The sequence below is a fragment of the Microbacterium sp. genome (assembly GCF_039812165.1).
Taxonomy (GTDB): domain Bacteria; phylum Actinomycetota; class Actinomycetes; order Actinomycetales; family Microbacteriaceae; genus Microbacterium.
Map to the genome: position 1 here is coordinate 1 of NZ_JBDIAB010000039.1, position 18,207 is coordinate 18,207.

The 18,207-nt window shown below is 73.0% G+C and carries 14 protein-coding genes and 1 tRNA gene; 9 read left to right on the forward strand and 6 right to left on the reverse strand.

Annotation, left to right across the window (positions count from 1 at the left end; translation table 11 throughout):
* Positions 1 to 782: 3'-5' exonuclease (locus WML84_RS05320; protein WP_347345103.1), on the forward strand; the 782-nt coding region annotated here is incomplete at its 5' end.
* Positions 783 to 1,602: 820 nt separating this feature from the next.
* Here WML84_RS05320 and WML84_RS05325 read toward each other — a convergent pair.
* A complete protein-coding gene (locus WML84_RS05325) occupies positions 1,603 to 3,018 on the reverse strand; it encodes a zinc-dependent metalloprotease (protein ID WP_347345104.1) in 1,416 nt (471 codons plus the stop codon).
* Between the two features lie 124 nt (positions 3,019 to 3,142).
* Between WML84_RS05325 and WML84_RS05330 the strand changes: the two genes are divergently transcribed.
* Positions 3,143 to 4,267, forward strand: coding sequence for a S16 family serine protease (locus WML84_RS05330; RefSeq protein ID WP_347345105.1), 1,125 nt, complete (start codon positions 3,143 to 3,145; stop codon positions 4,265 to 4,267).
* Between the two features lie 53 nt (positions 4,268 to 4,320).
* Positions 4,321 to 7,218, forward strand: coding sequence for a UPF0182 family protein (locus WML84_RS05335; protein ID WP_347345106.1), 2,898 nt, complete (start codon positions 4,321 to 4,323; stop codon positions 7,216 to 7,218).
* Positions 7,219 to 7,288: 70 nt separating this feature from the next.
* On the opposite strand, the gene WML84_RS05340 is transcribed toward WML84_RS05335, so the two are convergent.
* Both WML84_RS05340 and WML84_RS05345 read right to left on the reverse strand, forming a co-directional pair.
* Entirely contained in the window at positions 7,289 to 7,756 is a 468-nt protein-coding gene (locus tag WML84_RS05340) for a VOC family protein (RefSeq protein ID WP_347345107.1), read from the reverse strand.
* 254 nt (positions 7,757 to 8,010) lie between these two features.
* Positions 8,011 to 8,084: transfer RNA gene (locus tag WML84_RS05345), tRNA-Met, on the reverse strand.
* Positions 8,085 to 8,164: 80 nt separating this feature from the next.
* Between WML84_RS05345 and WML84_RS05350 the strand changes: the two genes are divergently transcribed.
* Both WML84_RS05350 and WML84_RS05355 read left to right on the forward strand, forming a co-directional pair.
* Entirely contained in the window at positions 8,165 to 8,671 is a 507-nt protein-coding gene (locus WML84_RS05350; protein WP_347345108.1) for a DUF6328 family protein, read from the forward strand.
* Positions 8,668 to 9,480 carry a carbon-nitrogen hydrolase family protein gene (locus tag WML84_RS05355; protein ID WP_347345109.1) on the forward strand — a complete coding sequence of 271 codons (813 nt, stop codon included), beginning with the start codon at positions 8,668 to 8,670 and terminating at the stop codon, positions 9,478 to 9,480. Before WML84_RS05350 ends, WML84_RS05355 begins: the two co-directional genes overlap by 4 nt.
* Before the next feature lie 172 nt (positions 9,481 to 9,652).
* Here the strand turns inward: WML84_RS05355 and WML84_RS05360 are convergent, their stop codons facing one another.
* Positions 9,653 to 10,855 (reverse strand): aminotransferase class I/II-fold pyridoxal phosphate-dependent enzyme, encoded by a 1,203-nt coding sequence (locus WML84_RS05360; RefSeq protein ID WP_347345110.1) that lies wholly within the window; start codon positions 10,853 to 10,855, stop codon positions 9,653 to 9,655.
* A 97-nt stretch (positions 10,856 to 10,952) separates the two neighbouring features.
* On the opposite strand from WML84_RS05360, the gene WML84_RS05365 reads away from it, so the two are divergent.
* From WML84_RS05365 to WML84_RS05375, 3 genes are read left to right on the forward strand one after another with little or no spacing between them, the layout of a single operon-like run.
* Positions 10,953 to 12,512 (forward strand): trypsin-like peptidase domain-containing protein, encoded by a 1,560-nt coding sequence (locus WML84_RS05365; RefSeq protein WP_347345111.1) that lies wholly within the window; start codon positions 10,953 to 10,955, stop codon positions 12,510 to 12,512.
* Positions 12,513 to 12,551: 39 nt separating this feature from the next.
* Positions 12,552 to 13,814 carry a CDP-glycerol glycerophosphotransferase family protein gene (locus tag WML84_RS05370; protein WP_347345112.1) on the forward strand — a complete coding sequence of 421 codons (1,263 nt, stop codon included), beginning with the start codon at positions 12,552 to 12,554 and terminating at the stop codon, positions 13,812 to 13,814.
* A gap of 11 nt (positions 13,815 to 13,825) precedes the next feature.
* Positions 13,826 to 15,286, forward strand: coding sequence for a CDP-glycerol glycerophosphotransferase family protein (locus WML84_RS05375; RefSeq protein ID WP_347345113.1), 1,461 nt, complete (start codon positions 13,826 to 13,828; stop codon positions 15,284 to 15,286).
* Positions 15,287 to 15,308: 22 nt separating this feature from the next.
* Here the strand turns inward: WML84_RS05375 and WML84_RS05380 are convergent, their stop codons facing one another.
* Entirely contained in the window at positions 15,309 to 16,400 is a 1,092-nt protein-coding gene (locus WML84_RS05380) for a glycosyltransferase family 2 protein (protein WP_347345114.1), read from the reverse strand.
* Between the two features lie 58 nt (positions 16,401 to 16,458).
* On the opposite strand from WML84_RS05380, the gene WML84_RS05385 reads away from it, so the two are divergent.
* Entirely contained in the window at positions 16,459 to 17,691 is a 1,233-nt protein-coding gene (locus tag WML84_RS05385) for a CDP-glycerol glycerophosphotransferase family protein (RefSeq protein ID WP_347345115.1), read from the forward strand.
* Between the two features lie 3 nt (positions 17,692 to 17,694).
* Here WML84_RS05385 and WML84_RS05390 read toward each other — a convergent pair.
* A partial coding sequence (locus tag WML84_RS05390; RefSeq protein ID WP_347345116.1) for a phosphotransferase occupies positions 17,695 to 18,207 on the reverse strand: 513 nt, incomplete at its 5' end.

Consider the following 18,207-nt stretch of genomic DNA (forward strand, 5'->3'; position numbering starts at 1 on the left):
TGACCGTCGCGCCGCACGTGACGGCGTACCCGGACGACGTGGCCGAGGCCCGCGGCGTCGCGGCCGCGGTCGCGGCCCAGCTCGCGGCGGGTGCCGAGCCGTCGCGCGTCGCCGTGCTCTACCGGGTGAACGCCCAGTCCGCGCCGCTCCTGGCGGCCCTCGCGCAGCAGGGCATCGCGGGATCCGTCCTCGGCGGCAAGCGGTTCTTCGACCTCCCCGAGGTGCGCCGCGCGATCATGGAGCTGCGGGCGGCCTCGATCGCGCCGCTGGAGACCTCGTTCCTGGCGACCGTGCGCGACATCCTGCGCAACGCCGGGCACACCGACGAACCGCCCGCCGCGGGCGGCGCCCTGCGCGACGCGTGGGAGGCGCGCGCGGCGGTGCTGCGCCTGGCCGAGGACGCGCCGGCCGACACGACCCTGCGCGCCTTCACCGACGAGCTGCTCGCCCGCGCGAAGGACCAGCACGAGCCGGCCCTGCGCACCGTGACGCTCTCGACGCTGCACGCGGCGAAGGGCCTGGAGTGGGACCACGTCCACCTCGTGGGGCTCGCGGAGGGGCTGCTGCCGATCTCGTACGCGACCACGTTCGAGCAGGTCGACGAGGAGCGGCGCCTCGCGTACGTCGGCGTCACGCGGGCCGCGCGGACGCTCTCGGCGTCGTGGGCGCGCGCCTCCGGGGCGCGGGAGCGTCAGCCGTCGCGGTTCCTGCGGGAGATCGGCACAGGCACTCTGCGTGCGGTCGATGCTCGTGCCAGGTCCGGTGCGCGCTCCGCGCGCTGACCGACACCGATCTGGTCACCTCGGCGGGCCCCGCCTGCAGCAGACGCGCGGCGAGGACGGCACCCTCCATGAGGAGCGCGCGCTCGCCCGACACCGCCGAGCGGCCGAGCAGCTGCGCCGCCACGAGCGGCCAGGACGGATCGGCGTCGCGCCGGTGGGCGTGCAGACACGACAGGCACGCGGTGACGCCGGGCACCACGAGGGGACCCGCCGACACGCGATCGCCGCACAGCTCGAGCGGCACGTGCGGGGTGTCGCGGGCGACGAACCGCGCCGCGCGCCGCGGGTCGAGCAGGCGGTGGGCGACGGCGACGACGGGGAGCCGCGTGCTGTCGTCGGTCCATGCCGTGACGGACTCCACCTCCACGCCCGCACCGATGAGCGCCGCGACGATCGCGTCCGCGTCGGTGGCGCCGAGGTCGGCGGGAAGCTCCACCCGCACGCCGGTCGGCGTCGCGCTCGGGGCGGCGAGAGCGGCGCCGATGCGGGTGCGGAAGGCCTCGGCATCCGCCGCAGAGGCGCCGTGCGCCCGCGCGAGCGGCACGAGCATCGCGTCGGGGATGCCGTCGACCAGCGCGTCGAGCACCCGCTCCTGCCACGGTGCGACGTCGTCGAGCCGGGCGACGGCGTCGGGCCCGAACTGGAGGCTCGTGGGGGTCCGCCACAGCGGCGGATGGGAGGGGGCGAGGCGCAGCATCCCCCGATTGTGCGACGTGCGACCGACACGCAGTGGGGCTGTCCACAGGGCGCAGCGGGATCCGCACGCATCGCCGGGCTGTGGAGGAGTCCTCGAGCCCGTCCCGCGCGGGGCGCCGCGGGATCAGACGGGTCGCGGGTCGTCGGGCCGGTCGGCGTCGCGGTCGTCCGCGGGCTCGCCTGCGGCCGCGTCGGCCGGGCCGGTCTCGCCGGCGTCCTCCGCGGCAGCCTCGTTGAGCAGCGCCTCGAGGGCGTCGTCCATCTCGTCGCGCGCGGGCGCCTCGCCGCGGGCGCGCGCCTGCAGGCGATCGATGAGTCCCGCCGGGTCGTCGATGTCGGATGCCGTGGGCATGAGGTCGGGGTAGTCCCACAGGCTGTCGCGTGCGGCGGTGCCGACGGCATCCGTCACCGCCCGCCACATCGCGGCGGCCTCGCGCAGCCGGCGCGGACGCAGCTCCAGGCCGACGAGGGAGCCCATCGCCTGCTCGGCCGGGCCGCCGACCGCGCGGCGGCGTCGCACGGCCTCGCCGATCTTGTCGGCGGACGGCAGGCGCGTGGTGGCGTCGGCGGTGACGACGTCGACCCAGCCCTCGATCGTCGCGAGCAGGTTCTCGAGCCGCGTGAGCGCGGCGGTCTGCGCGTCGGAGCGCTGCGGGATGAGCGCTCCGCTCTCGAGCGCCTTGCGCAGCTCCTCGGGCTCGGACGGGTCGAACCGCGATGCGAGCTCCTCGAGCGCGTCGGTGTCGACGTGCAGGCCCCGCGCGAAGTCGGTGACCTGCGAGATGACGTGCAGGCGCAGCCAGCGCGCGTGCCGGAACAGGCGCGCGTGCGCGAGCTCACGGGCCGCGAGGTAGAGCGCGAGCTGGTCGGCATCGACGTCGAGGTCGCGGCCGAAGTCGGCGAAGTTCTGCGGCAGGATCGCGGCCTCGCCCGCGGGCATGACCGGGATGCCGACATCGCCGCCGGAGACGACCTCGAGCGACAGGCGGCCGACCACGGCGCCCAGCTGGGCGGCGAACAGCGACCCGCCGACGGTGCGCATGAGACGTCCGGCGCCGGCGACCACGTTCTGCATCTCCTCGGGGGTCTGCGAGGCGATCGCCTCGGTGAGGGCGTCGGCGATCGAGGTGGCGACGGGCTCGGCGAGCTCCTGCCACACCGGCAGGGTCGCCTCGACCCATCCGCCGCGCGTGATCAGCCGCGGCGCCGACGCGAGCTCGGAGATCGCGGTGGCCTCGCTCAGCCAGAGGCCGGCGAGCGTGAACGCCTGGTCGATGTCCTGCCGGTCGCCGGCGGTGACACCGTGATCGTCCTTGTTGGCGATGTGCATCGCCTGCGTCTTGGCCGCGTTCCAGTCGATCGAGCCGTCGCCGCTCATCGCCCCCTGCAGATGCCGCATGACGGTCTGCATCATCGCCGGGTCGATGCCGAGACCCGACAGCTGCCGCAGCTGCTCCGGGTCGAGGCCTGCCTGACCGCCCAGGAGGCTTCGCAGCAGCTCCTGGAACTCGTCCTCGGGGGAGCGCTCGTCGTCGGCCATGTCAGGTGCCTTTCAGCAGGGAGGGGACGTCGCGTTCTACGCTAGTCGCACGTGTTCGCCGCACGGTGCGAGCGGGTCCATCCCGCTTACGCCGCCCGCGAACGGCCGGCCGAGAGAGGTTCCCGTGGCACTGTTCGACGAGCACGCCCCGGTGCTCCCTGCGCCGCGGCGCCGCCGTCCGCGGGTCTCGGTCACGGGTCTGTGGGCCCTCAGCACCGCGCTCGTCGCGCTCCTGGTGCTGACGATGCTGCCCACGTCCTTCGTCATCCAGCGGCCCGGCCCCGTCCACAACACGCTCGGCACGGCCACGGACGCGGACGGCGAGGAGGTGCCGCTGATCTCCATCGACGGCGCCGACACCTATCCCACCGCCGGCTCGCTCGACCTCCTGACCGTCGAGGTGGTCGGCAACCGCGACCACACCCCCTCGTGGTTCGAGCTCGCGAGCGCATGGTTCGACCCGTCGCGCGCGGTGGTGCCGATCGACGACATCTTCCCGCAGGGGCAGACCACCGACGAGCGCAACCAGCAGAGCGCGGCGATGATGGTCGACTCGCAGAAAGAGGCCACCGCGGCCGCCCTCGGCGAGCTCGGCTACGACGTGGCGCAGCTCGTGCGCGTGTACGCGTTGACCGACGACTCGCCCGCCACCGGCATCCTGGAGCAGGGCGACGTCATCGTCTCGGCCAATGGCACGCCGGTGAGCGACACGCCGCAGCTGCGCGAGCTCATCGGCGCCGGCGACGGCGCGCCGGTCGAGCTCGGCATCGAGCGCGACGGCGTGCCGCAGACGGTCGCCGTGACGCCGGCCCGGGCCGAGGTCGAGGGCACGGCGCGCTGGGTCATCGGCGTCACCACGATGCACGACTACGTCTTTCCGATCCAGGTGACGATCCAGCTCGACAACGTCGGCGGGCCGAGCGCGGGCATGATGTTCGCGCTCGGCATCATCGACATGCTCACGCCCGGCGAGCTCAACGGCGGGCGCGACGTCGCCGGCACCGGCACGATCGACGCGGCCGGCACGGTGGGGCCGATCGGCGGCATCCGGCAGAAGCTGTTCGGGGCGCGGGATGCCGGCGCGTCGGTGTTCCTCGCCCCCGAGAAGAACTGCGGCGAGGTCGTCGGCCACGTGCCGTCGGGGCTGCGCGTGGTCGCGGTGGAGACGCTCGACGACGCGCTCACGGCGCTCGAGACGATCCGCGACGACGGCGACCTCGACGCACTCCCGACCTGCACCGCGGGCTAGCGCGAGTCGCCGCCGACGGCGACCGGGCGAGACCCTCCGCTTAGGATGGGAACGTGACCACGACCTCCGTGCCGAATCAGGCCACGCCCCCCAGCTCCTCCCGCCGCGCGATCGGCATCACGCTCGCCGTGATCGCCGTCCTCGTCGCGGCCTTCTTCGTCTTCGCCACGCTGTTCGCGGACTGGCTGTGGTACGAGCAGCTCGGCTTCGACAGCGTGCTGCTGACCCAGTGGACCGCGCGCGTCGTGATGTTCGCGATCGGCTTCGCGGCCATGGCCGTGCCGGTCTTCGTCACGATCCAGCTCGCGTACCGGCTCCGGCCGGTCTACGCGCGACTGAGCTCTCAGCTCGACCGCTATCAGGAGGTCGTCGAGCCGCTCCGCCGGCTCGCGATGTGGGGCATCCCGATCTTCTTCGGCTTCTTCGCCGGCTTCACCACCTCGGCGCAGTGGGAGACCGTCTGGCTGTGGATGAACCGCGTCTCCACCGGCGTGAAGGACCCCGAGTTCGCGCTCGACACCGGCTTCTACCTGTTCGACCTGCCCTTCCTCGGCGCTCTGGTCGGCTTCGTGTCGGCGGTGGTCCTGGTGTGCCTCGCCGTCACGGCCCTCGTGTCGTACCTCTACGGGGCCGTGCGCGTCGGCCAGCGGGAGCTCCGGATCTCCAAGGCCGCCCGCATCCAGCTCGCCGTCCTCGCGGGCCTCTACCTGCTCGTGCAGGCGGGGAGCCTGTGGCTCGACCGCTACCGCACGCTGCTCGAGACCGGCGACCGCATCACCGGCGCCAGCTACGTCGACGTCCACGCGATCATCCCCGGCCAGACGATCCTCTCGATCGCCGCCATCATCGTCGCGCTGCTGTTCTTCGTCACGGCCGTCATCGGCCGGTGGCGCTTCCCGCTCATCGCGACGGCCCTGCTGATCGTCTCGTCGCTCGTGGTGGGCGTCGCCTACCCGTGGTTCGTGAACCAGTTCCAGGTGCGCCCCAACCAGCTGACCCTCGAGTCCGAGTACTTCCAGCGCAACATCGACGCCACGAAGGACGCCTACGGCCTCGACGGCCTGGAGAAGAGCGACTTCAAGGCCGTGACCGACGCCGAGCCCGGCCAGCTGCGCGCCGACGCCGAGACCACGGCATCCATCCGCATCATGGACCCGGCGATCATCAGCCCGACGGTGCGCCAGCTCGAGCAGTACCGCTCGTACTACCGCTTCACCGACCCGCTCGACGTCGACCGCTACCAGATCGACGGCGAGTCGCAGGATGCCGTCGTGTCGGTGCGCGAGCTCAACCTCGCCCAGCTGGGCGCCGCCGCGTCGTGGTACAACACGACGCTCGTCTACACGCACGGCTACGGCATGGTCGCCGCGGAGGGCAACGCCCGCACGACCGACGGCAACCCGGTGTTCTTCGAGCGCGGCATCCCGGCGGCGGGCGCGCTCACGAGCGCCGAGGGCGGCTTCGAGCCGCGCGTGTACTTCGGCGAGTACTCGCCGACGTACTCGATCGTCGGCGCCGACGAGGATGCGCGCGACATCGAGCTCGACTACCCGCGCGGCACCGACGGCGCGAGCGAGACCAAGACGACGTTCACCGGCGACGGCGGGCCGAGCGTCGGCAACGTCTTCAACCGGCTCATCTACTCGCTGAAGTTCCAGTCGACCGACATCCTGTTCTCCGACGCGCTGAACGACAAGTCGCAGATCCTCTACGACCGCGACCCGCTCACGCGCGTGCGCAAGGCCGCCCCGTACCTCGAGCTCGACAACGACCCGTACCCGTCCGTCGTGGACGGCCGGATCGTCTGGATCGTCGACGGCTACACGCTCAGCGCCAACTACCCGTACTCGTCGATCGTGAGCCTGCGCGAGGCGATCTCCGACACGACGAACACGGCGCCGCGCGTCGCGCTCGACGACGTCAACTACATCCGCAACTCGGTGAAGGCGACCGTCGACGCCTACGACGGCTCGGTCACCCTCTACGCGTGGGACGAGAGCGATCCGCTGCTGAAGGCGTGGCAGAAGGTCTATCCGTCGACGCTCAAGCCCATCTCCGACATGTCGGCCGAGCTGATGAGCCACGTGCGGTACCCGACCGACCTGTTCAAGGTGCAGCGGGCCATGCTCGGCACGTACCACGTCGACGACGCGCAGTCGTTCTACCAGCGCGACAACGCCTGGAAGACGCCGAACGACCCGGTCGCCTCGCAGGCCCAGCTGCAGCCGCCGTACTACCTGACGATGCAGATGCCCGGCCAGGAGGCGCCGACGTACTCGATGTTCACGACGTTCATCCCGGGCGGCGACGACACGCGGAACGTCCTCATGGGCTATCTGGCGGTCGACTCGAACGCGGGCGCCGAGGCGGGCAAGAAGAGTCCCGACTACGGCAAGCTGCGCATGCTCGTGATCGACGCCGAGACCCCGGTTCCGGGCCCCGGTCAGGTGCAGAACACCTTCGACGCGGACCCGAGCGTGTCGGCGTTCCTCAACATCCTGAAGCAGGGCCAGTCCGAGGTGCTCAACGGCAACCTGCTGACCTTGCCGGTCGGCGGAGGCCTGCTGTACGTGCAGCCGGTGTTCGTGCAGTCGTCGGGCGCCACGAAGCTCCCGACGCTGCAGAAGGTGCTGGTCGCCTTCGGCGACGACGTCGCCTTCGAGGACACGCTGCAGGCGGCGCTCGACAAGCTGTTCGGCGGCTACTCCGGCGTGGAGACGCCCGACAGCGGCGTGGACGGCACTCCGACTCCGACCGAGCCGACCCCGCCGACGACGCCCGCCGAGCCGGGCGGCGCCTACGAGATCGCCCTGCAGGAGGCGCAGCAGGCGATGCTCGACCGCGCCGCCGCGATGCAGGCGGGCGACTGGGCGGCGTTCGGCGCGGCCGACGCGCGCCTGACCGCCGCGGTGCAGAAGCTCCTCGACCTCGGCGCCCCGGCGCAGCAGTAGTCCCGCGTCACAGCCCGATCGAGCCGCCCCCTCACGAGAAGAGAGGGGGCGGCTCGTCCGTCCCGTGACGTCAGGGCGCGGTGAAGCCGGGGCGCTCCTGTCGCGCCTCGGGTGTCTCGAGCTCTTGGAACAGGGTGACCTCGAGCCCTGCGGGCGCGTGCAGCCTGGCGTTGAGCGAGCGCCACGGCGTCTCTCGCGGTGCGGCCACGAGCTCCGCGCCCGCCTCGACGAGAGCGGCGGTCGTCCCGGCGCTGTCGTCGACCTCGAACGCGACGCGGATGCGGGCGCTCGGCGTCCCGTCGGCTTCGACGCGATCGATCATCCGCTTCTGCGCCGGATTGGCGATCTCGAGCGTCGCGACGCCCGCGTCGAGGATCGCGACGCGCGCGTCTCCGTCGCCCTCGAAGGCGGCGCGCTCCGGCAGGCCGACAGCGTCGCGATAGAACCGGAGCGCCTCGTCGTAGTCCTCGGCCTCGACGACGAGTCGCAGCTGTCTGACGGGCCCGCTCGGGCGGCCCGGGAGGTTGTCGTGTGTCATGCCGACCACGTTAAGACCCTGCACCGACGCGAGGCGGGCAGCCTCCGCGCAGACGAAGAAGGCGCCCCCTGATCGGGGACGCCTTCTTCATGTCGTTGCGGGGACAGGATTTGGCCACGCCGTCACTCCACCCGCCGCTGCGCGGCGCGCGGAGCCTCCGACGGTGCGGGACCCCCTGAAGCAGGCTCGCGGCACCGGTCTCGGAACGGAAATGAAGAAGGCGCCCCCTGATCGGGGACGCCTTCTTCATTTCGTTGCGGGGACAGGATTTGAACCTGCGACCTCTGGGTTATGAGCCCAGCGAGCTACCGAACTGCTCCACCCCGCGGCACGAGAATTAAGCCTAGCACGCCTTTCGAGTGCTCGACGCCGGGTTGCCACTCCTCGTCGAGATGGAAGGATGAACGCATGCCCGATGACCGCGATCGCGAACTGTCGGACGTGGCCGACGACGGCCGGGACGAGACCGCCGACGAGCGCGCCGACCGCAACTGGAACGAGGTCCTGCAGGAGCTGCGGGTCCTCCAGACCGGCACGCAGATCCTCACCGGCTTCCTCCTCGCGCTGGCCTTCCAGCCGGCGTTCGGCGATCTCGACGACGGTCAGCGCACCCTCTACCTCGCGCTCATCGTCCTGTCCGCGATCAGCGCGATCGTGGCGCTCGCCCCCGTCGCCCTGCACCGCATCCTCTTCCGCCACCGCGCGAAGCCGACCGTGGTCGCCTACGGCCACGTGGCGCTGGTCACGGCCCTCACGACGGTCTCGCTGCTCCTGGTGGGCGTCGTCGCGTTCGTCTTCGACGTCGTCGTCGGCTACGGTTCATCGTGGATCGCGGCGGCCGCCCTCGGCGTCCTCATCCTGCTCCTGTGGGGAGCGATCCCCATCGTCGTGAGAATGCGGAGGAGGCGCGGATGACGTCAACGGATGCCGTGGGGATCGCGGTCGCCCAGTTCGCGCCGACCGCCGACACCGCCGCCAACCTGCACGTCATCGAGACGTTCGTCGGCACCGCCGCCGCCCGCGGCGCGCGCGTCGTGCTGTTCCCGGAGTACTCGAGCTACTTCGTCGACCCGTTCGACGAGACCCTCGCCGCCGCCGCGCAGGATGTCGACGGGCCGTTCGTGCGGGAGCTGATCCGCATCGCCGGCGACCACGGCGTGCACGTCGTCGCGGGGCTCCTCGAGCGCGCGGGAGACGGCAAGCGCGTCCGCAACACGGTCGTGGCAGTCGACGGCGACGGCGTGTGTGCGCGCTACCGCAAGCAGCATCTCTACGACGCGTTCGGGCAGCGCGAGTCCGACTGGGTCGAGCCGGGCGAGCTCGGCCACCCCGAGACCTTCGAGGCCGGCAGCCTGCGTTTCGCGCTCATGACCTGCTACGACCTGCGGTTCCCCGAGTCGGCGCGCGTCCTCGCCGACGCGGGCGTGCACGTGATCCTGGTGCCCGCGGAGTGGGTGCGGGGGCCGCTCAAGGAGGACCACTGGCAGACGCTCCTGCGCGCCCGGGCGATCGAGAACACGCTGTTCGTCGCGGCATCCGACCACCCGCCGCCCGTCGGCGTCGGCCGCTCGGTGGTCGTCGACCCGCAGGGGGTGGAGATCGCCGCCGTCGGCACCGCGACCGACCTGGCTGTCGCCTTCGTCGACGCGACAGCGGTCGAGCGCGTGCGCCGGGTCAACCCGGCGCTGCGGCTGCGCCGCTACCAGGTCGTCCCGCGCGACTGAGGCGGCCGCCTGCTGTCGACGGGCGGCGCGCGTCGACGGGCGGCGCGTGGGCGCACCGCGCGCTCTGAGATCAGGAGATCTGGCGAGAACAGGATGATCGGCGCCACATCGTCCTGTGTTCGCCAGATCTCCTGATCTCGCGTCGTGACGGCGGGTGCGGCGGGTGCGGCGGTCAGGCGGAGAGGCCGGCGAGACGGGATGCCGCCTCCTCGAGCACCTCGGTCCGCTTGCAGGCCGCGAAGCGCACGAGCGTCGCATAGCGGTCGCGGTGCTCCGGTGTCACGAACGCCGTGAGCGGTATCGCCACGACGCCGGCCCGGCCGGGCAGCGTCCGGCAGAACTCCGCGGCATCCGTCGCCCCGAGCGGTCCCGCGTCGACGACCGTGAAATAGCCGCCCGCAGCGACCGACACGTCGAAGCCCGCGGCGCGCAGGCCGGCGCCGAGCAGATCGCGCTTGGCGCGCAGGGTCGCGGCGATGCCGGAGAAGTACTCGTCCGGCAGTCGCAGCCCGGTCGCGATCGCGGACTGGAAGGGCGATCCGTTGACGTACGTGAGGAACTGCTTCACGGCGAGCACGGCCTGCACGAGCGGCTCGGGGCCGCTGACCCAGCCGATCTTCCAGCCGGTGGTGAAGAACGTCTTGCCGGCCGACGAGATCGTGAGGGTCCGCTCCCACGCGCCCGGGAGCGTCGCGATCGGCACGTGCGCGCCGTCGAAGACGAGGTGCTCATAGACCTCGTCGGTCACGATGATCGCGTCGTGCCGGTCGGCGAGGCGCACGATCTCGTCGCGCACCTCGGCGGAGAACACGGCACCGGTCGGGTTGTGGGGGTCGTTCACGAGGATGAGCCGCGTGCGGTCGGTCACCGCGGCGCGGAGCTCGTCGAGGTCGGGCTGGAAGTCGGGCCAGCGCAGCGGCACGGTCACCAGCCGCGCCCCGGCCAGTGCGACGCACGCGGCGTAGGAGTCGTAGTACGGCTCGAACACGACGACCTCGTCGTCGGGGCCGTCGACGAGCGCGAGCAGGGTGGCCGCGATCGCCTCGGTCGCCCCGGCGGTGACGAGCACGTCGCGGTGCGGATCGGGTGCGAGGCCGTAGAAGCGCAGCTGGTGCTCGGCGATCGCCTCGAGCAGGTCGGGAACGCCGCGCCCGGGCGGGTACTGGTTCACGCCGTTCGCGATCGCCGCGCGCGCGGCCTCGAGGATCACGGCCGGACCGTCCTCGTCGGGGAAGCCCTGGCCCAGGTTGATCGCCCCGGTGGCGGCGGCGAGGCCGCTCATCTCGGCGAAGATGGTCGGGACGGCGGTGCCGTCTGCGGCGAGCAGACCGGCTCCGCGCGCAGCGCGCCGCCAGGCGCCGGAGATCTCATGCATCGCGCTCAGGCTACACGCATAGGCGCATCCGGGTCGGGCCATAAGAAACGCACAGCATCCGGCGCGATCCTGAAGGGGCTTTGTCAGAAGGAGCATCATGAGCGACAACACCTCGTCCGTCCCCGAGCAGCCGCGCCGTCCCGACGGCGTTCCCGGCACCCCTGCGGGAGGCGACGTGCACGGGCAGATCCCGCCGCGCCCGCCGATGCCGGATGCCGTGACCGAGCCCGTCCCGCCGAGCGCCCTGCCGGACGCCGTGACCGAGCCCGTCCCGCCGTACGGTCAGCCGACCGGCTCCGTCCCGACGCCGTCGCCGTCGGCGGCGCCCGATCCCTCCAGTCCTGCGGCGTCGCCGGCCGGGTACCCGAACCGGCAGCCGTACCAGGCCACGGCACCCGGCTCGTACGCGCCCTACGGCGCGACGGCCATGGTGGCGGCGCCGCAGCCCGCCGAGCCCGAGGCGCCGTCCGCGCGCGTCGGCGCCGGGAAGATCCTCGGCATCATGGTCGCCGCGGCGATCGTCGGCGGCGCCGCCGGCCTCGGCATGTCGGCCGCGGGCGCGTCGTTCTTCTCGTCGAGCGCGTCGGCGCCGGCCAGCGGCCCGCAGTCGATCACGGTCAACAATCCCGACTCGGTGACCGCGACGACGGCGATCGCCGCGAAGGTGGTGCCGAGCGTCGTGACCATCTCTGCGTCCAGCGGCAACTCGGGCGGCACCGGCTCGGGGGTCGTGCTCACCTCGGACGGCTACGTCGTGACCAACACCCACGTCGTGACGCTCGACGGCGCGACCGCGAATCCCACGCTGCGCGTGACCACGTCGGACGGCAAGGTGTACGACGCCGAGGTCGTCGGCACCGACCCCATCTACGACCTCGCGGTCATCAAGCTGAAGGACGCCGACGGCCTCACCCCCATCGAGTTCGCCGACTCCGCGAAGCTCAACGTGGGCGACCAGACCGTCGCCGTCGGCGCCCCGCTCGGCCTGTCGAACAGCGTGACGACCGGCATCGTGAGCGCGCTGAACCGCTCGATCCAGATCGCGTCGTCGGCGGCGCCCGAGAGCGGCGAGGGCCAGGACCAGTCGCAGGAGGACTCGCCGTTCCAGTTCGACTTCGGTCAGGGCGGGCCGCAGGGCCGGAGCGCGGCGAGCTCGATCTCGATCGCGGTGATCCAGACCGACGCGGCGATCAACCCCGGCAACTCCGGCGGCGCGCTGGTGGACGGCAAGGGCCGCCTCATCGGCGTGAACGTCGCGATCGCGACGGCGGGCGGCACGTCGACGGATGCCGGTTCGATCGGCGTCGGCTTCTCGATCCCGTCGAGCATCGTGCAGCGCATCACCGACGAGATCATCAAGGACGGCGCGGCGACGCACGGCCTCCTGGGCGCGACCGTGGGCGACGCGTCCGCCGCGCAGGACGCCACGATCGCCGGAGCCCTCATCAACGAGGTGACTGTCGGCGGGGCGGCCGAGGCCGCGGGCCTGCGCAGCGGCGACGTCGTGACGGCGTTCGACGGCGTCCCGATCGGCGCGGCCGTCGACCTGACGGCGCTGGTGCGCGCCCACGCCGCGGGCAGCAGCGCCTCGCTCACCTATGTGCGCGATGGGGAGTCGCACACGGTGGACGTCACGCTCGGCGAGCTGACCCAGTAGGGCCGGGTCCAGGACGCCGCCCCGCGATAGGCTCGCGGGGTGGCGTCCTTCTCGTTCGGCGCGGGCAACGCGGCCAAGCTCCTGCGGGTGCCGCTGTATGCCGCGGGGCGCATACTCACCGCGGCCGTGCCGCGGTCGCGCGACGAGTGGGTGTTCGGCTGCGGCGCGGGCATCGGCGACGGCGCGCTCGCGCTGTGGGAACGGGCGGCCGAGGCGGGGGAGCGTGCGGTGTGGCTGACCGGCGGCGAGCGCGAGCGCGCCGATGCCGCGGCCCTCGGCATCCCGACCGTGCCCAAGCATTCGCTGCGCGGTCTGTGGCGCACCGCGCGGGCGCGCGTGATCGTGATCACGCACGGCTTCGGCGACGTGAACCGCTACGCCACGAACGGCGCGTACATCGTGCAGCTGTGGCACGGCATCCCGCTCAAGCGGCTCGGACTCGACTCGCCGGCCACGACCCGCAGCGACCTGCTGCCCGGCTCGCGCCTCGTCGCCGAGCTCATCGGCAGGCTGTACCGCGGTACGCAGCGGCGCATCTCGCTGCTGCCCGCGGCCTCGCATCTCGTGCGCGGCCGGCTGGAGTCGGCGTTCGGCCTGCCCGACGACCGCGTGCGCGTCACCGGCGAGCCGCGCGTCGACGTGCTCTCGCGCGGGTCGGCGTCGGAGCGGCGCGCCCGCGCTCGCGCCCGCATCGCCGAGCTCGCAGGGCCCCTCGACGACGCCACGCGCCTCGTGCTGTACGCGCCCACATGGCGCGACGGCGCACTCGACCCGGCGGTGCCGCGACCGGACGAGTGGGACGCGATCCTGCGCGTGCTCGAGGATCGGGATGCCGTGCTGCTCGTGCGCTCGCATCCGCTCGGCGCGGGGGACTACACGCCACCGGCAGAGACCGATCGGGTCCGCGCCCTCGGCAGCGGGCTCGTGGCCGACGTGACGCCGCTCCTGCCCGGCCTCGACGTGCTGGTGACCGACTACTCGTCGCTGCTCTACGACGTCGCGCTCGTGCCGCTGCCGGTCGTGCTGCTGGCGCCCGACGCGGAGGACTACGCGACCGAGCGCGGCTTCTACGGCACCTACGCCGAAGTCGCCGGCGCCGACCACGCGACCGACTGGCGGGATGCCGTCGCGCAGCTCGACGCGGTCCTCGGCGACGTGGACGGCGAGCACGCGCGGCGCGTCGAGCGTTCGCGGGCGCTCGACGCGCGCGTGCACGCGTACGCGGACGGACGCAGCACCGACCGCGTCTACCGGGCGATCCGGGCGGCGCTCGGTGCGCCCGGGACGGAATCGACAGGATGAGGAGCGACAGCATGGACGCGCGATTCGAGGACGACGGCGAGACCGTGCTGGTCCTGAGCGGCACCGGCTCGGCGTCGGACGCACCGGCATCCGTCGAGGTGATCGGGCCGCGGGCCCGCGCTGCCGGCACGGTCGCCGCGAGCGACGACGGCTGGCGCGCGGTCGTGCCGCTCAGCGCGTCGCGCTGGGGCGGCCCGGTGCTGCCGCTGCCGTCTGGCGAGTACGTCGTGCGGGCGACCCGCGGCGACGGCGCGCGCGTCGAGGTCGACGCATCCGCGCCCCTCACCATGCTCGGCACGCTGCGCGCGTCGCTCGACGGCGCGGCGCTGCGCATCGGACCGCCCATCGACCCGGCGTACGACTCGGGCGAGGGGCAGGACGCGCTCGAGCGCCGCTACGCCACGAGGCCCGGGGGGCTGGAGAACGCGGTGTTCTTCGAGAGCTTCTACGGCCGCAACGCCAGCTGCAACCCGCTCGCGATCGACCGTGAGCTGGCGCGCGTCGCCCCCGGCGTCACGCGCTACTGGAGCGTCGTCGACCTCTCGGTGCAGACGCCCGAGGGCGCGGTGCCGGTGGTGGAGGGCGGCCCGGAGTGGTGGCGCGCGCGCGGCGCCTCGCGCCTGCTCGTCGTCAACGACTGGCTGCGCCGGCGGTTCGTGCGGCGACCGGGGCAGGTCGTGCTGCAGACGTGGCACGGCACCGCGCTCAAGCGTCTCGCGCTGCACCGCCCGGGCTTCGATCCCCGGCGCATGGCCGCGGTGGTGAAGGAGAGCCGGCGCTGGGACGTGCTGCTGGCGCAGAACCCGTACGGCGAGCGCATCCTGCGCAAGGCCTACGCGTTCCTCCGTCGCCCGGTGTGGGTCGAGGGCTATCCGCGCAACGACGTCCTCCGCACCGACGACGGCGTCGCCACGCGCGCGGCGCTCGGCATCGGCGCCGACGAGCGGGTGGTGCTGTACGCCCCGACGTGGCGCGACGACCGCGAGCAGATGGTCGACTTCCTCGACCCGGCGGCCCTCGCCGAGCAGGCGGACGCCGTCGTGCTCGTGCGCGGGCACTCCCGCACGCTCCTGCCCGGGTCGGATGCCGCCGGCCCCCGGGTCATCGACGTCACCGCCTACCCCGACATCTCGCGCCTGCTCGTCGTGGCCGACGCGCTCGTCACCGACTACTCGTCGGTCATGTTCGACTTCAGCGCCACCGGCAAGCCGATGTACTTCCTCGCGCCCGACCTCGAACACTACCGCGGCGAGCTCCGCGGCTTCTACTTCGACCTGCCGGCGCGCGCGCCCGGACCGTTCGTGCAGACGCAGGACGAGCTCGCCGAGGCCCTCGCCGACCCGGGGACGGTCGAGCGGTACGCGGAGCGCTATGCCGCGTGGCAGGCGCGGTTCAACGCGCGCGACGACGGCCACGCCGCCGAGCGCGTGGTCGCCCGCATCCTCGACCAGGGGTTCGTCGCCCGCGAGTGAGCCGCCCGCGCGTGAGCCGAGGCTAGGGGAGCGGCGTGTTGCGGTCGAGCCGCGACGTGTCCACGGTCTCGTGCGCGCCGCGCAGGGCGCCCCCGACGAAGCCGACGCCCCACGCGAGGTGCATCGACGGCAGCACCGCGAAGGTCCACAGCCGGTCGCGCCAGCCGCGGCCTCCGGCGGGTCCGAGCGCGACCCCGGCGATGAGCAGCACGTACGCGATCACGGGCAGGTAGACGACGGATGCCACGGCCGACGGCCACCCCGACAGCACGCCGGTCAGCTGCAGCACGCCCACGACGAGCGCGAGCGCGACGTCGACGACCAGGAGCGGCGGCGCGAAGAAGCGCAGCGAGTTGCGCCGTCCGTACCGGCGGACGAGCTCGCCGCGCCAGGCGCCGGTGGAGCGGAACTGGCGCACGAGCCGCGTCCAGCTCTCGCGCGGCCAGTACGTGACCGCGAGCGCCGGGTCGAACCACACCCGGTAGCCGGCCGCGCGGATGCGGAGGTTCAGCTCCCAGTCCTCGCCGCGGCGGACGGACTCGTCGAACAGGCCCACCTCGTCGAGCACCGCGCGGCGGAAGACGCCGAGGTACGCCGACTCGGCCGGGCCCTCGTGCGTGCCGCCGTGGTAGGCGCCGCCGCCGAGCCCGATGGGGGAGTTGTAGGCGCGCGCGACCGCCCGTTGGAACGGCGTGCGCCCGTCGGCGCGCATGACGCCGCCGACGTTCGCGGCCCGCACCCGGGCGAGGGTCTCGAGCGCGCGCTGCGCGTAGCCGGGCGTCAGCTCGGAGTGCGCGTCGACGCGGATGACCGTGGGGTACGAGCTCGCCCGGATCGCGGCGTTCAGGCCCACCGGGATGTGCGCCTCCGGGTTGTCGACGAGGCGCAGACGGGGCTCGGATGCCGCGAGGCGCCGCGCGAGCGCGGTCGTGCCGTCCGAGGAGGGCCCGAGCGCGAGGATCAGCTCGCTGGGACCGTCGACCTCCTGGGCGAGCACGGTCTGCACGGCGCGCTCGAGGTACGCGTGCTCGTTGAGCACGGGCATGACGAAGCTCACTCCCGACGCCGGCGGCGGGGTCGCGGCATCCCGCGTCGCGGGGTCGTGAACGTGCATCCGTCGATCATCCCACGCGCATGATGGGCGCACCCTGATCGCTAGGGTGGATGCCGTGATGACGATCATCTCGGACGGCGGCCGCGTGTTCTCCCTCATGAGCAGGGCGGTCAAGGGCCGCTTCGCCGTCCGCACGCTGCAACGGCGTCTCGCCGAGCGCGGCCCGCTGCCGCACGACCGGTTCCGCATCGCGGTGTACTTCGCCGACGGCGCGGTGAACATGTACCAGATGCGCCAGTGGTACGCGCCGCTGCAGGAGCTGTCGAAGACGTGGCCGGTCGTCGTGCTCGCCCGCAATGCCCGCGGCGCTCTGGCCCTGCTCGCGGACGGTGCGCTGCCGGTGGCCTTCGTCCCCACGGTCGCCGAGCTCGAGGCCTACGTCGCGGAGGAGGATCTGCGCGTCGTCCTCTACGTCAACCAGAACACCCGCAACTTCCAGATGTTCCGATACGGGCGCCGCTGGCACGTGTTCATCAACCACGGCGAGTCCGACAAGATGTACATGACCACGAACCAGTTCAAGGCCTACGACTACGCGCTGATCGCCGGCTCCGCCGCGCGCGAGCGCCTGTCGCGGGCGCTGTGGGACTACGACCTCGACCGCCGCACGATCGAGATCGGGCGCCCCCAGGCCGACCACTTCTCCGGCGCGCTTCCCTACCCGCGCGACGACCGCACGGTCGTGCTGTACGCGCCCACGTGGGAGGGCGACCGGCCGACCGCCGCCTACGGCTCGATCCTCAGCCACGGCGAGGCGCTCGCCGCCGCCGTGCTGGCCTCGCCCCGCCACCGGCTCGTGTACCGCCCGCACCCGCGCTCCGGCGTCGTGGACGCCGCCTACGGCGCCGCGAACAAGCGGATCGTCGCGGCGATCGCCGCCGCGAACACCGCGGACCCGGGCGCCCACCACGTGTACGACGACGCGCCGGAGCTCGGCTGGCAGCTGAGCGCGCCCGACGTCGCCGTGGTCGACATCTCGGCGATGGTCTACGACCGTCTCGCCGCGAACAAGCCGCTCCTGGTCACGAGACCCGTGAGCACCGAGGCCGAGATCGACGCCGGCGGATACCTCTCCGACGCGGAATGGCTCGACGCGGCATCGGCCGGAGCGATCGTCGTCGAGACCGATCGCGTGCTCTCCGACCCGAACGCGGTCGACAAGCTCGCCGGCTGGGTGCGCCACTACTTCGGCGACACGACGCCGGGCGCGGCCACGGCCCGCTTCCACGCGGCGATCGAGCGCCTCATGCGGGAGTGGGACCGCGCGGCCGCCGAGCACGCCGACGCGTGAGGCTCAGCCCGCCGTGAGGCGAGCGATGGCGCCGAGCGGGATCGGCAGCCACGTGGGACGGTTGCGCGCCTCGTAGAGCGCCTCGTACACCGCCTTGTCGAGCTCGAGCGCGTCGAGGAGGGCGCCCGAGACCGGGATGCCGGCCGCCTCCTCGTACCCGGCGAGGAACGCGTCGCGCGACGCCCGCGCCCACGCGAGCGGTCCGGTCGCCGCACGGTGCGGATCGTCGAGCTGCAGCGAGCCGGCGACGTAGTCGAACGAGCGCATCATGCCGGCGACGTCGCGGACGGCGAGGTCGGGCTCGAGCCGCTCCGACATGGGTCGCAGCGGCTCGCCCTCGAAGTCGAGCAGCACCCAGCCCCGACCGGGCACGAGGATGACCTGGCCCAGGTGGTAGTCGCCGTGCACGCGCTGCAGCGCGGGCCACGCGTCGTCGGCCGCACGCGCGTAGACCGCCTCGATCGCCGGCGCCCGCTCGGCGAGCTGCGGCACCTCGGCGACCGCGGCGGCGAGCCG